This window comes from Luteibacter rhizovicinus DSM 16549, from assembly GCF_001887595.1.
In the GTDB taxonomy this organism is placed as follows: Bacteria; Pseudomonadota; Gammaproteobacteria; order Xanthomonadales; family Rhodanobacteraceae; genus Luteibacter; species Luteibacter rhizovicinus.
On the sequence record NZ_CP017480.1, the window covers coordinates 646,429 to 660,459 of the forward strand.

The window sequence follows — 14,031 nt, forward strand, 5'->3', positions numbered from 1 at the left end:
GACGGTTAGTGTCCATGCTGCGGGCGCCGCAGACAATCGCTGCGTGTGCCCCGGGACGTTACTTGCCGGCGCGTCGATCGCGCTCGGCGTTCTCCTGGTCCATCGCCTTCAGTGGAATATCCGATGCACATCCTTGCGGAAGGGGCTTGTCGGCACGGAACGCAGCAATGCACTGCGCCTCGGTGGGCGGCGTCGGCTGGTCGGGAAGATCCTTTGCCAAGGGGTTCGCCGGCGCCATGCTCAGGCGCACGTCACCATCCTTCTTCGAGGCCTTCGAGGGATCTTCACCACTGCAACCGGCCGGCAGGACGAACAGGACCGTCGCGCAGTTCACGCGCGTGCCGTGGCCCAGGTCGACGGTCTGCTTCACCGTGGTCTTTTCGATGACCTGGCGGACGCCTTTACTGAGGGCGTTTTCATCGCGCGGCGCCCAGTCTTTTTCGAAACGCGTCTGCGTGTACGTCACCGTGGTCTTGTGCGACATGATGCCGGTGTCGTCGGTAGGCTTGCGCGCGACGAAGTCGGGCTTCGATCCGGCACCGGACGTTGGCATCGCCACGCTGCCATCCCGGCCGAACAGATTGGCCGCTGGCGCCTGGCTCGCTGGCGCGGGCGTCGGCGCGGCGGCCTCGACCGGCGTTTCATCCTCGGGTTTCTTCTTCGGCGGTGGCTCGGGGCGTGTCGCTTCCGGCGAGCGCACCTTGGGCGGTGGGTCGGACACCGGCGGCGGGGGCGGCACGTTGGCGACGGGAGGGGGCGGACGTGTCGGTTCGATGAAGCGCACCTCGAGCACATCGGCGTGGTCGTCGGGCGGGGCGAGGCCGACCTGCACCCGGGGCTGCATCTCGTAGCGCACGAGGAAGATCAGCACGATGTGCAGGATCAGGGCCGCTGCCAGGGCCAGCGTGAAGCGCACCCGGTCCCGCGGCGGCGGACGGCGGCCGATCGCATGCAGGGCGATCAGGCTGGCCACATCCAGGGGAGCCAAGCCACGCGAGCGCGACGACGCCTCCGGCTCGAGCCGGTGGGGTTCGACGAACGGCGGTGGCGCCTTACCGGGATATTGCACGCGAGCGGGAGTCCCCATGGGGCCTTCGGAAGTGGGACAGGATAGTGGCGCGCGGCTGAGCACAGCGTAAGCCCTGCCTAGAGACCGCGGAGGCCGGCAAAGATTCCCCTTGCGTCCGGCACGGGTTCGGAGAAACCTTGGGTCGGCGTTGGCGCGCCTGAACCACCACCGCCATGAGCGTCCGGATTGCCCGGACGACCTTGAGAAGGAGGGTCGCATCGTGTCGCCATCCACGGAACGCATCCGCAGCCTCGCCCTTGCCGGTCACGCCGGCGCCGGCAAGACCACCCTGTTCGAAGCCATGCTTCACACCGGCGGCGCACTGACGACCCCTGGCAGCATCGAGCGTGGCAGTACCGTCTCCGACACCGACCCCATGGAGAAATCACGGGGGCATTCGATCGACGCGTCGATCGCCTCGATCGAGCGACATGGCTATCGCATCCATCTGCTCGACACGCCGGGATACGCCGACTTCCGCGGGCCCGCCCTGGCCGCCCTCGCCGCCGCCGATACCGTGGCCATCGTGGTCAACGGGGCGAACGGGATCGAGCACGGCACACGCACGATGATGGCGCACGCCAGGGAGCGGGGTATGGCTCGCATCCTCGTGGTCAACCGGATCGATGCCGAAGGCCTCGACCTGCCTGGCCTGGTCGACGCGTTACGCGAGGAATTCGGCAACGAATGCCTGCCGCTGAACCTGCCGGCATCGAAAGGGCACTCGGTACGCGATGCCTTTTTCCAGACCGCCGGCGACACGGACTTCTCGTCGCCGGGAGAAGCGCACCAACGCATCATCGACCAGGTCGTCGAGATCGACGACGAGGTGATGGAGCATTACCTCGAAGCCGGTGAGTCCGCGCTGTCCGCGGCCGAAATTCGCGGTGCGCTCGAGCACTGCCTGCGCGATGGACATCTCGTGCCGATCGTCTTCACCAGCGCGCGCGACGGCATCGGTGTCGACGAACTCCTCGAACTGGTCGAGCGCATCCTGCCCTGCCCCACCGAAACCAACCCGCCGCCGTTCCGCGACCACGCCGGAGCGCCCTTCGACGTCGCCGCCGATGCATCGCGTCACGTCGTCGCCGATGTATTCAAGATCGTCAACGATCCCTTCGTCGGCAAGCTCGGCGTGTTTCGCGTCTGGCAGGGCACCGTGCGCAAGGACGCCCAGCTATTCGTCGACGATGGACGCAAGCCCTTCAAGGTGGCGCATCTGTTTCGATTGCAGGGCCGCGAGCATGTCGAAGTGGACGAGGCCTTGCCCGGCGACATCGCTGCCGTGGCGAAGATCGACGACATCCATTTCGACGCCGTGCTGCACGACGCCGCCGACGAATCGCGCATCCACCTCGAGCCATCCGCCTTCCCGGCACCCATGTTCGGCCTTGCCGTGGAGCCGGCACACAAGGGGCAGGAACAGAAGCTGTCGCAGGCCCTGTGCAAGCTCGCCGAGGAAGACCCGTGCTTTCGCGTCGAGCACCACAAGGAACTCAACGAGACCGTCATCCGCGGACTGTCCGACCTGCACCTGAAACTCATGCTGGAACGGATGAAGGCGCGTTACGACGTCGACGTGATCACGCATCCGCCCCGCATCGCCTACCGCGAAACGATCGGCGCGAACGCCGAAGGCCATCATCGGCACAAGAAGCAGACCGGGGGTGCCGGCCAGTTCGGCGAGGTCTTTCTGCGCGTGGAACCGCTGGAACGCGGCAGGGGATTCGTCTTCGACGATGAGACCAAGGGTGGCGTGATCCCCGGACAGTTCATGCCGGCGATCGAAAAAGGGGTGCGCCAGGCGCTGGACGGCGGCGCCATCGCGGGCTACCCGATCCAGGATGTCCGCGTCGTGGTCTACGACGGCAAGCACCATCCGGTCGACTCGAAAGAGGTCGCCTTCATCAGCGCCGGCCGCAAGGCCTTCCTCGATGCGGTGTCGCGCGCCCACCCCCAGGTGCTCGAACCCGTGGTCGACCTGGAGGTGTCTATCCCGGAACGCTACGTGGGTGACGTCACGGGAGGCCTGGCGTCCAAGCGCGCGCACATCATGGGCACCGATTCGCTACGAGGCGGCGAGACCCTGATCAAGGCACGTGTGCCTCTGGCGGAGCTGACCGATTATCCGACGCAGTTGAAAGCCATGACCGGTGGACAGGGTCGCTACGCGATGGCATTCAGCCATTACGACGCCGTACCGGCCGGGGTACAGCGGAAGCTGGCGGAGCAGTGGAAGCCGCGGGCCGAGGAAGACTGAAGCGGCACGCTTTTATAGGAGCCGATTCATCGGCTCCTATATGCCTCATCCAACCGTTATCAGGCTGCCGTCCTAGGCGTCCATCACGCTTGAGACGTATCTCGCAGCCATTATCTTGCCGCCGCGAACATGTACAACGAGTAGCTTGCGAGGATAAGCGGGCTCAGATCCCCCAGGCCCAGCCTGATACTCTGTCGGCATGTGGACGGCTGGATCATCGACGTCTATCGTACCGAACGACTCATATTCGGGAAATGGAGGCTCGAACACCCCTGGCCTTGAGCGCCCTTCATCCAGTGGAGGCAATTGAACCACGTCAACGACTCCTCCAGAGGACTTCGCATCCGCCTCCAGCGCCTCCTTGAACTCGCTGTAGGCTTTCCCTATCACTGAATCCAGGTTCATGACACTACCTCCATGTAGCACGTGATTTAGCACAGCTTGCGAGTTGTCAGTAAATGCGCCAACGCGTTAGCCACGCGTTAAAAACACGATCCTACGAAACGCTTTTTTTCCAGCATCAGTCCGTTAATTCGGCAGAAATAACGTTACTCATTTGAGCCCATTGCACATGATGCTTGCATCAGCGCTTGGGCTTGAGCATCGTACCGATGCAGTTCGGCGCGCCGCACAGGCAGGCCCACACCTTCTTCAGACGCGCCGTGTGCGGCATGTCCAGGGTGATGCCGTAGTCGTAGGTCAGCTCTTCGCCGGGGGCAATGTCGCGGATGGCCTCGATCAGCACGCGGTCCTTTTTGGACGGCTTGCCTTCCACGGCTTCCTCGATCACCGCCTGGCAGTTCGGGTTGCAACCGTGGTTGATCCAGCGCGCCGTATTGCCGTTGCTGTTGCCGTCGACGATGAAGCGCTCGTTGAGGGTGAACAGGAAGGTGTGGCCGGTCTCGCCACCATCGCCGTATTTCTTGTCGGCCTGGGCGTGGGTGATGCGATCGCCCTTGTATTCGACGATCTCGTCGCCGGCCTTGATGGCGCCGGTGGCGAAAACGCCGTTTCCGTGGATGGGAGAGCGTCGGGCGGCGATACGTCGGGTCATGGGAAGGCACGTAGAAAGGTCAATGCGGATGATGCCTGCTCGACCGACGCTTGGGAACCGCGTTTCAAACGCACGTCTCGCGCGTATGGCCCGGCCGGCGCTACCATCGAACGACTGTTCGACGCCAACCGCCGGAATTCCAGGGAATGACCTCGACCCTTCGCACCACCGTTTTTCGCGTGTCGCTGCTGGCCGCGACGGCTCTCCTGGCGGCCTGCGGCCCCGAGAAGAAGAGCGTGTATCCGCCCGCCGTGACCCTGCAGCAGGTCGCCGCCAAGCCGGGTGGCACCTGGCATGTGACGCTGCGCCTGCGCAACAACAGCTACGGCGGCATGTCCTTCGATCGCTTCCAGGGCACGCTTCGCGTCGGCAACCTCGGCGGGGTGCTGCTCGACGCGAAAATCGACCAGGACATCCCCTCCTTCGCGGCCGACGTCACCGTTATCGACATCCTGCCTACGGCCGAGATGTCCAAAGCACTGGCCGAGCTGGCAGCCAAGGGCAGCAGCGGGTCGCTGCCTTATGCCATCGACGGCAGCATTTCGGCCACGCCGGAGAAAGAGGACAAGTCGCGCACCTTCGACGTGCACGGCAAGAACTGGCTTTCGCCCGTCCCCGGCATCCCCGACACCTACCGCTCCCCCTGATTACTCCACAGCCGCGCTTGCCGCGCCTCGCCAGGATTCACGATGACGATCTACAAAGCCCCCCTCAACGATATGCGCTTTGCGCTCTACGACGTGCTCGGCGCCGAAGCCGTGCTCACCCGGCTCGAAGGCGGTGAGGCGCATTCGCGCGACCTGCTCGACGCCGTGCTCGACGAGGCCGCGCGCTTCAACGAACAGGTCCTGGCGCCGCTGAACGCCTCGGGCGACCAGGAAGGCTGCGTCTATGACAAGGCCACCGCGACGGTCACGACTCCGAAGGGCTTCAAGGAGGCGTATCGCCAGTACGCCGAGGGCGGCTGGGCCGGCCTGACGGCACACGAGAAGTTCGGTGGCCAGGGCCTGCCCGCCGTGCTCGGCGCGATGACCAAGGAAATGATCGACTCGGCCAACCTGGCCTGGGGCATCTACCCGCTGCTGTCGCACGGTGCCACGGACGCGCTCGAACATCACGGTACCGAGTGGCAGCAGGAAACCTTCCTGAAGCCCTTGGTGGACGGCCGCTGGACGGGCACCATGTGCCTGACCGAGCCCCAGGCCGGTTCGGATCTCGGCCTGCTGAAGACCCGCGCCGAGCCCAACGCCGACGGCAGCTACCGCGTCAGCGGCACCAAGATCTTCATCAGCGCCGGCGAGCACGATTTCTCCGAGAACATCGTCCACCTCGTGCTGGCCCGGCTGCCGGACGCCCCGGCGGGCAGCCGCGGTATCTCGATGCTCATCGTGCCCAAATTCAAGGTGAACAAGGACGGCTCGCTCGGCGAGCGCAACGCCGTCGCCGCGGGTGCGATCGAGCACAAGATGGGCATCAAGGGCTCGGCCACCTGCGTGATGAATTTCGACGGTGCCGAAGGCTGGCTGATCGGACCCGCGCACAAGGGCCTCATGGCGATGTTCACCATGATGAATGCGGCACGCCTCGGCGTCGGCATCCAGGGTCTCGCCGTCTCCGAGCGTGCCCTGCAGAACAGCCTCAACTACGCCCGCGAGCGCCTGCAGATGCGTGCCTTGTCGGGCCCGGCGTTCCCGGAGAAACCGGCCGATCCGCTCACCGTGCACCCCGATGTGCGACGCATGCTGCTGACCCAGCGCGCCTTCGTCGAAGGGGGTCGCGTGTTGGCCGCCTACGCCGCGTTGCAGGGCGATATCGAGTCGCGCGATACCGACCCGCAGGTGCGCAAGAACGCCGGCGAACTGCTCTCGTTCCTCATCCCGATCGTCAAGGGCCTGCTTACCGAAGCGGCGCAGGAGTGCACCAAGGAAGCCCTGCAGATCTTCGGCGGCCACGGTTACATCGCCGAGCACGGCATGGAGCAGTTCGTCCGCGATGCCCGCATCATCACGCTGTACGAAGGCACCACCGGCATCCAGGCGCTCGACCTGCTCGGCCGCAAGATCATGCAGCTGCAGGGCGCCGGCCTGAAGCATTTCCTCAACGAGATCTCGACCTTCTGCCAAACCCACGCGGACAACGACACCGTGAAGGCCTTCATCGGCCCGCTCGCTGTCGCGACCAAGACCTGGGGCGACGTGACCCAGGCCGTCGCGCAGCGTGCGCAGGCGAATCCTGAAGAGCTCGGCGCCGCCGCCGTGGACTACCTCTATTTCTCCGGCTATGTGAGCCTGGCCTACGTCTGGGCCCGCAGCGTGCTGGCGGCTGGCGACTCATCCCTGTCGGCGAACGACAAGCAGGCCAAGCGCGACACCGCGACCTTCTACTTCACCCGCATCCTGCCGCGTATCCACGTGCATAAGGCAGCGATCGAAGCCGGCGTGGCGACGTTGCCGGAAGTGCTGTAACCGGGCGGGGCCTTCGGGCCCCTTGTCCCTGGGGGAGCCGATTTATCGGCGATTCGGCGATGGGGCGGAGCAGCTTCTCCGCTCCGTCGGCTTTTCGCCGCTGAAGCGGCTCCCACATTTCCCTCTTGGCCGACGGGGCTTCCGTCGGCCAGCGTGAAGGTGTAGAAAACAGACTCTTTCCGGAATCCTTCAGCCGCGACGGTGCCCGATACGATGAGCGACTCCCCGTTCCTGATCCGTCTCGCCGAAAGCGACGACGATGAGTTCATCCTGGATCTGGTCCCCCGTTTCATCAGCTTCCCGCTGCCCAACGGCCGTACGCGTACCGATTGCCTCAAAGGCATCGAGGCCGACCTGGTCCATCACCTCGACGACCAGCCGCCTAACAGCTACATCTTCGTCGTTGAAAACGAGGACGGCGATGCGGTCGGCTTCCTGCAACTGCAGAAGACCAAGGACTTCTTCACCCATCGGGACAACTGCCACATCGCCAATATCGCGGTCGCCCAGAAATACGAGGGTGTTGGCGTCGGGAAGTTCATGCTCGCGTATGCCGACAGCTGGGCAAAGGAGCATCACTGCCAGTTCGTTACCCTGGCCGTCCTCCCGGGGAACGAGAAAGCCCGGGACCTCTACGTTTCCCACGGCTTCGATACCGACCTGATGCGGCTGGCGAAACCGGTGCGCTGAGCGAGGGCATCGCCGCTGAAGGGGCTCCCACATTCCACATGACATGTCGCATGAAAAAGGCCACCCTGAGGTGGCCTTTTCGTTTGTACGAACCGGCAGTCGATCAGACCGTGGCCGGTACGTCCTTGGCTTCACGCGCATCCAGACGCGCGGCCATGCGGTCGATGTTGGCCAGCGACACCAGGTGGGCGTAGATCCAGCCGAACGCGCCCTCGCGCAGGAACTCGTGGGCAACCTTCTCATCGAGCGTGCGCAGCTTCTCTTCGTTGATCACGAACAGGCCGTTGAGGTTGATGCCCTTGCCTTCCTTCTGCAGGGTGACGGTGCGCTCTTCGAGCAGGTTGTGCTCGCGCAGCTTGCCCATGAACCACTGCGTGCGGGCGACGTGGTCCTGGAACTCGCCGAGGAACTTCACGGCGTTGGTCAGGGCCGGCGCGTCGGTGCCGTCTTCATTGAAGAGGCGCTCGCCTTCGCTGTCGTTGAAGCCTTCGTAGGCTTCGTCGAGGAACACGGTGAAGTCGTCACCCTCGGCACCGACCGGCTTCTCGGCCAGGACGAACGGGTAGCGGCGGATGAAGGCCGGGATGTACATGCCCGTCTCCCAGAAGCCGTTCTCGCCGACCAGGAGGTTCTCGCCCTGGCGAAGGCCGAGGAGGGCCATCGGGCCCGCTTCCTCGATCGAGTTGCCGGCGAACAGGATCGGGTAGTCACGCGCCGCGGGCGCGAATTCCACGCCCGTCAGCGGCACGGAGTGCGCGCCGGCAGCGAAACGGATGTTGTTGACCGCCTTGATGCGGAGGTCGCGGTGCGCGGTGCGGTTCAGCGGAACCGGACGCTCGTAGAAAAGCACTTCTGCCACAGTGAAACCCTCTCGTACCCGTCGGACCTGGGAAGCCACCCCGGCCCCCCTTCCAAACCCGTCGGGCGTCTGTCGAACGCCCACTATATCAGCGCCGCGCGGCCCGGACAGCCCCGCAAGAAGCGGGCCGGGCTGGTGCTTTTCTGTAGCAATAATGGGCTATGCTCGGGTCAACGCCCCTTGTGGGGTCGGATCGATGCACCGATCCGCACGGAGTTCGACTGGCTGGAACGCTCTTTCGCTTACGTGAAGGACGAGACACGATGACGATGGAAGTGCTTCAGGATGACCTGCCCAGGGTGACCGCGCTGAACACCACGCGCGTGCTCTCCCTTGACGCGGCGGGCCGCATCCTGGACTGGATCAGCTGGCAGGACGCCGTCTGCCTGTACGTTCGTGGCGTGGTCGCCTGGACGCTCGGCGACCCCTGTCTGACCGTCCACGGCGGCCTCAGCCGTGCCAGTGGACTCCAGAGCAGTCTCGAGCTTCACCCCATCGTCGCCAGCACCGGTCATTGTCGCGAACACGCCATCGACCCGGCACCCGCCCTCACCAATACCGCCCTCTTCGCACGCGACCGGCATATCTGCCTGTATTGCGGCCACCATTACACCCGTCACGAGCTCACGCGCGATCACGTCCTGCCCCTGTCCAAGAAGGGCGCGGACGAGTGGGAGAACGTGGTGAGCGCCTGCCTGGCCTGCAACCTGCGCAAGAGCAACCGCACCCCGCAGCAGGCCAACATGCCGCTCCTGGCCGTGCCCTATCGCCCCAGCTGGGTCGAGCACCTGATCCTGTCCAACCGCAATATCCTGGCCGATCAGATGGAATTCCTGGTGGGCCACCTGCCGCGAGACCGCCGGCCGGCCTGAATCCGGGCCCCGATTGCCCGCAAAGATTCACACCCCGTCCCTTGCCCCGGCCCGTCCGTAGGCGAACAATAGGGGGATGAACGACCTCTCCCGCTACCCTTATCTGGCGCAGATCGAATCGCCGGAGGACCTCCGACGCTTTCCGGACGACCAATTGCCGGCCATCGCCGACGAATTGCGCCGCTACCTGATCGAGGCCGTCGCCTCCTCGGGCGGGCATTTCGGCGCGGGCCTGGGCGTGGTCGAGCTGACGGTCGCCCTGCATCACGTCTTCGACACCCCCCGCGACCGCCTGGTCTGGGATGTCGGACACCAGTGCTATCCGCACAAGATCCTCACCGGCCGGCGCGACCGGATCACCACGATCAAGAAGAAGGATGGCCTCGCCCCTTTTCCGCGCCGCGAAGAGAGCGAGTACGACACCTTCGGTGTCGGCCATTCCTCGACCTCGATCTCGGCCGCGCTGGGCATGGCCATCGCCCTGCAGCGCCGGGGTGACAACCGCAAGGTCATCGCTGTCATCGGCGATGGCGCGATCACCGCCGGCATGGCCTTCGAGGCCCTGAACCACGGCGGCGACGTCGAGCCGAACATGCTGGTGATCCTCAACGACAACGGCATGTCGATCAGCGAAAACGTCGGCGCGATGACCAAGATGATGGCTCGCGCGATGTCCAGCCGCACGCTCAACGCGTGGCGCGAGCGCGCCAAGAAAGCGATGCCGCGCGAGTCGTTCTTCGGCCGCTTCTTCAAGCGCTGGGAAGAACATGCCAAGGGCATGTTCGTGCCGTCGACGCTGTTCGAGGAGCTCGGCTTCCATTACACCGGGCCGATCGACGGTCACAACATGGCCCAGCTGGTCCAGGCACTGGAGACGGTCAAAGATCTTCCGGGCCCGCAGCTCATCCATGTCATGACCACCAAGGGCAAGGGCTACGAGCCGGCCGAGAAGGGTCCGATCGAATACCACGCCGTGGGTCCGTTCGACCCCGTCGCCGGCGTGGTCAAGAAGGGCGCGCCGGCCAAGCCGACCTATACCGACATTTTCAGCGACTGGCTTTGCGACATGGCGGCAACCGACGAGCGCCTGCTCGGCATTACGCCGGCGATGCGCGAAGGCTCGGGCCTGGTCCGCTTCTCGAAGGAATACCCGCAGCGTTATTTCGACGTCGCCATCGCCGAGCAGCACGCGGTGACGCTGGCCGCCGGCATGGCGGTAGAAGGCGCGAAGCCGGTGGTGGCGATCTACTCGACCTTCCTCCAGCGCGCCTACGACCAGGCGATCCACGACGTCGCCCTGCAGAATCTCGACGTGACGTTTGCCATCGACCGCGCTGGCGTCGTCGGGCCGGATGGCGCCACGCATTCGGGCAGCTTCGACTTGTCCTTCATGCGTTGCCTGCCGAACATGGTGATCATGGCACCGGCCGACGAGCACGAATGCCGGACCATGCTGAGCACGGGTTACCAGTACCACGGTCCCGCCGCCATTCGTTACCCCCGAGGTACCGGCCCGGGCGCGAAAATGGTCGAGGCATTGGAAACGTTCCCGATCGGCAAGGCCGAAGTGCGTCGTCGCGGCCATCACGGCCTGGCCATCCTTTCCTTCGGCACCATGCTCGCGCCTGCCGCGGTGATCGCCGCCGAAGTGGACGCCACCCTGGTCAACATGCGCTTCGTGAAACCGCTGGACGAGGAACTGATCCTCGAGATGGCGCGCACGCACAAGGCCTTCGTCACCATCGAGGACAACGCCATCGCCGGCGGTGCCGGTGCGGGCGTGGCTGAATTGCTCGCTGCCAACGGCGTGACGATCCCGATCTTCCATCTCGGCCTGCCGGACGCCTATCTGGAGCACGGCAGTCGCGAGGAAGTGCTGACGATGGCCGGCCTCGACCTGCCGCAGATCCGCAGCGCGATCGTGACGCGGTTCCCGCAGTTCATCGCCAGTGCGGTAGCCAGCGCGGGGTAAGTCCCCGCGCTCGCGCGACGCTCAGGTCGCCCTGCAGCCGCCGCTGACGCGATCGCGCTGTTCCAGATCCTGGGCGGTAAACGTCTTCATGAAACCGGCGTGCTCCAGCACGCCGCGCGCCGCGTCGCCCTGGTTCCACCCGTGCTCCATCAACAGCCAGCCACCTGGCACGAGTTGACTTAGCGACGTGGCCGCGATGCGCCGGATGTCGACGAGGCCGTCCGCGCCCGAGGCGAGCGCCGTCATCGGTTCGAAGCGCAGGTCTCCTTCGTGTAAGTGACGATCGTCCGCTTCGATATACGGCGGATTGCTGACGATGAGGTCGAACGACTCGCCAACCAACGGAGCGAGCCAGTCGCCATGCGCGAACGTAACGCGCTCCAGGTCGAGGCGCTGTGCGTTACGACGCGCGACCGCCAACGCCTCCGCGCTCGCGTCCACGGCGACGACCACGGCATCCGGACGCTCCCTGGCGATAGCCAGTGCGATCGCGCCGCTACCCGTGCCGAGGTCGACGACCCGGCCACCGGGCGGCAGTCGCTCCAGTGCCAACTCCACCAACAACTCGGTTTCCGGTCTCGGAATCAGAGTCGCAGGCGTCACTTCCAAGGTGAGCGACCAGAAGTCCCGCGTGCCCGTGATGTAAGCGATCGGCTCACCCAGGGCCCGACGGCGCACGAGTGCCTCGAAGCGGTCCATCCCGGAGGCTTGCGCCGGGTCGTCGGCGTGGGCAAAGAACCAGGCGCGATTCACCCCGAGCGCGTGGGCCAGCAACAACTCGGCCTCGAGGCGGTCGCCGAGGGCTTCCGTCGCCTGGCGCAGGATCGTGCGAATGTCGGTCATGCGCGCATTCTATCGTCGATGGCATCGAGCCCTCGTCTTAGACTAGGCGAATGATCGGTCGCACCACCCTCCTTCTCTCCCTGCTGTTGCTCGCTGGTTGCCAGGCCGCGTTCTTCGGCAGCGTGAACCTGCGCCAGCCAGCCGGCGACGTGGTCGACCATAGGGACATCACCTACAACACCACGTACGCACTGGCGCTGGACGTCTATGCGCCGCCGCACGCGGAGCACGCTCCCGTCGTCGTTTACTTCTACGGCGGCAGCTGGATGAGCGGCAAACGGCAATGGTTCCGATGGATGGGCGAAGCGCTGGCCGCCCAAGGCGTCGTGACCGTCATCGCGGATGTCCGCCTTTGGCCGCGAACCCGACTCGACGGCTTCCTGCACGATGGCGCCGAGGCCGTCCGCTGGGCGCGCGACCACGCCAGCGAGTTCGGTGGCGATCCCTCGCAGCTTTTCGTGATGGGCCATTCGTCGGGAGGCCAGATCGCCGCCATGCTGGCCATGGACAAGCAATGGCTCGCCACCGTGGGCATGACGCCACGGGATCTGGCCGGCTTCATCGGTGTGGCCGGCACCTATGATTTCATCCCCTTCGACGAGCCTGAGTTCTACGACATGTTCGGGCGCACGCCGGAGGACGAGGCGCGCTCCCAGCCGGTCAACTTCGTCGATGGCGACGAGCCGCCCGCCCTGTTGCTGCAGGGAGAGAAAGACACGATCGTCTACCCGTCGGAGGCCATCGCCCTGGAAGGCCGTTATCGCCAGCAGGGGGAGCCTGTCGAACTGAAGCTCTATCCGAACCTCGGGCACGAAAAGCTTCTGCTGGCCTTTGGGCCGTTGAAAGCCAGGGCGCCTGTCCTCGCCGACACCATGGCCTTCATCCACCGCTATTCGGGCAGCCCTTCACACTGAGCGCAGCCGTCGGTGCATCCGCCTTCACGTCGGATCCGTAAGTTACCGGCATGACACGCCTCTTTCTCGCTGCCCTCGGCAGCCTCCTTCTCAGCGGCTGCCAGTCCGCCCTCTTCACTGTCGTCAACGCACGTCAGCCTGCGGCCGGCGTCTTCGCGCATCAGGACATCGTGTTCGACGCGTCCCACAGCCTTTCGCTGGATGTCTACTCGCCACCCCAGGCGCACAAGGCACCCGTCGTGGTGTTCCTCTATGGCGGAAGCTGGAAAAGCGGGAAGCGGCAGTGGTACCGCTGGGTGGGCGAGGCCCTGGCCGCCCGAGGCATCGTTACCGTCGTCTCCGACTATCGGCAATGGCCGAAGGTGCGACTCGATGGCTTCATGCAGGACAGCGCGAACGCGGTCCGCTGGGCACACGATCACGCCGGCGAGTTCGGCGGCGATGCCGCGCACCTGTTCGTGATGGGCCATTCGGCAGGCGGACACATCGCGGCGTTGCTTGCTACCGACGGCCGCTGGCTCGGCGCCGTCGGCATGAAGCCTCACGACCTCTCCGGCTTCATCGGGCTGGCGGGCCCGTACGACTTTCTTCCGCTGACCAACGACGACTTCATCGACATGTTCGGCCACACCGCAAAGCAACAGGCGCAGTCGCAACCGGTCAACTTCGTCGATGGCGATGAACCGCCCGCCCTGTTGTTACAAGGCGAGTCCGACGGCACCGTGAAACCATCCAATGCGCTTTCACTGCAGCGACGCTATAAAGCGCAGGGCGAGTACGTCGAGGTAAAGCTCTATCCCGACACCGGTCACATGGGCGTGCTGTTCGGTCTTGGCACCGGCAAACACAAGGCCTCCGTGCTGGACGACGTCGTGACCTTCATCCAGCAGCAGTCCACGCCACCTCAGGCCACACCGCTCGTTGTAGGAGCCGATTCATCGGCGATCCCGCGGCAGCGGGCCAAATTGCGGCTAGCACCCATCGCCGATGAATCGGCTCCCACAAACAGCAACTGATCGGCCGGTTGCAGCGG

The 14,031-nt window shown here is 65.1% G+C and carries 13 protein-coding genes; 8 read left to right on the plus strand and 5 right to left on the minus strand.

The window, feature by feature from the left end:
- Positions 1-58: 58 nt before the first annotated feature.
- Complete coding sequence (locus tag BJI69_RS22200; RefSeq protein WP_125902965.1) at positions 59-1,087, minus strand: hypothetical protein; 1,029 nt, start codon at positions 1,085-1,087, stop codon at positions 59-61.
- Between the two features lie 202 nt (positions 1,088-1,289).
- Here BJI69_RS22200 and fusA point away from each other — a divergent pair, with 202 nt between their 5' ends.
- The gene (gene fusA, locus BJI69_RS03090; RefSeq protein ID WP_071925069.1) at positions 1,290-3,329 is read left to right on the plus strand and encodes an elongation factor G; all 2,040 of its coding nucleotides are present in this window, start codon (positions 1,290-1,292) and stop codon (positions 3,327-3,329) included.
- A gap of 72 nt (positions 3,330-3,401) precedes the next feature.
- Here the strand turns inward: fusA and BJI69_RS03095 are convergent, their stop codons facing one another.
- Both BJI69_RS03095 and BJI69_RS03100 read right to left on the minus strand, forming a co-directional pair.
- The gene (locus tag BJI69_RS03095) at positions 3,402-3,734 is read right to left on the minus strand and encodes a hypothetical protein (RefSeq protein WP_046979923.1); all 333 of its coding nucleotides are present in this window, start codon (positions 3,732-3,734) and stop codon (positions 3,402-3,404) included.
- A gap of 178 nt (positions 3,735-3,912) precedes the next feature.
- Positions 3,913-4,383 carry an SET domain-containing protein gene (locus BJI69_RS03100; protein WP_046979924.1) on the minus strand — a complete coding sequence of 157 codons (471 nt, stop codon included), beginning with the start codon at positions 4,381-4,383 and terminating at the stop codon, positions 3,913-3,915.
- Positions 4,384-4,529: 146 nt separating this feature from the next.
- Here BJI69_RS03100 and BJI69_RS03105 point away from each other — a divergent pair, with 146 nt between their 5' ends.
- From BJI69_RS03105 to BJI69_RS03115, 3 genes are all read left to right on the plus strand, one after another.
- The gene (locus BJI69_RS03105; RefSeq protein ID WP_046979925.1) at positions 4,530-5,030 is read left to right on the plus strand and encodes a hypothetical protein; all 501 of its coding nucleotides are present in this window, start codon (positions 4,530-4,532) and stop codon (positions 5,028-5,030) included.
- A 42-nt stretch (positions 5,031-5,072) separates the two neighbouring features.
- Positions 5,073-6,848: an acyl-CoA dehydrogenase C-terminal domain-containing protein gene (locus BJI69_RS03110; RefSeq protein WP_046979926.1), complete on the plus strand. Its 1,776-nt coding sequence runs from the start codon at positions 5,073-5,075 to the stop codon at positions 6,846-6,848.
- Positions 6,849-7,061: 213 nt separating this feature from the next.
- A complete protein-coding gene (locus BJI69_RS03115) occupies positions 7,062-7,538 on the plus strand; it encodes a GNAT family N-acetyltransferase (RefSeq protein ID WP_046968995.1) in 477 nt (158 codons plus the stop codon).
- Positions 7,539-7,641: 103 nt separating this feature from the next.
- Here BJI69_RS03115 and BJI69_RS03120 read toward each other — a convergent pair whose 3' ends face one another.
- Entirely contained in the window at positions 7,642-8,397 is a 756-nt protein-coding gene (locus BJI69_RS03120) for a SapC family protein (RefSeq protein ID WP_046968994.1), read from the minus strand.
- A 263-nt stretch (positions 8,398-8,660) separates the two neighbouring features.
- Between BJI69_RS03120 and BJI69_RS03125 the strand changes: the two genes are divergently transcribed.
- Together BJI69_RS03125 and dxs are read left to right on the plus strand one after the other, a co-directional pair.
- Complete coding sequence (locus BJI69_RS03125; RefSeq protein WP_046968993.1) at positions 8,661-9,269, plus strand: HNH endonuclease; 609 nt, start codon at positions 8,661-8,663, stop codon at positions 9,267-9,269.
- 76 nt (positions 9,270-9,345) lie between these two features.
- A complete protein-coding gene (dxs, locus tag BJI69_RS03130) occupies positions 9,346-11,241 on the plus strand; it encodes a 1-deoxy-D-xylulose-5-phosphate synthase (protein WP_046968992.1) in 1,896 nt (631 codons plus the stop codon).
- A gap of 21 nt (positions 11,242-11,262) precedes the next feature.
- On the opposite strand, the gene prmC is transcribed toward dxs, so the two are convergent.
- Positions 11,263-12,084, minus strand: coding sequence for a peptide chain release factor N(5)-glutamine methyltransferase (prmC, locus tag BJI69_RS03135; RefSeq protein WP_046968991.1), 822 nt, complete (start codon positions 12,082-12,084; stop codon positions 11,263-11,265).
- 50 nt (positions 12,085-12,134) lie between these two features.
- On the opposite strand from prmC, the gene BJI69_RS03140 reads away from it, so the two are divergent.
- Together BJI69_RS03140 and BJI69_RS03145 are read left to right on the plus strand one after the other, a co-directional pair.
- Positions 12,135-12,998 (plus strand): alpha/beta hydrolase, encoded by an 864-nt coding sequence (locus tag BJI69_RS03140; RefSeq protein WP_046968990.1) that lies wholly within the window; start codon positions 12,135-12,137, stop codon positions 12,996-12,998.
- 50 nt (positions 12,999-13,048) lie between these two features.
- Complete coding sequence (locus BJI69_RS03145; RefSeq protein ID WP_071924866.1) at positions 13,049-14,014, plus strand: alpha/beta hydrolase; 966 nt, start codon at positions 13,049-13,051, stop codon at positions 14,012-14,014.
- Positions 14,015-14,031 lie beyond the last annotated feature (17 nt).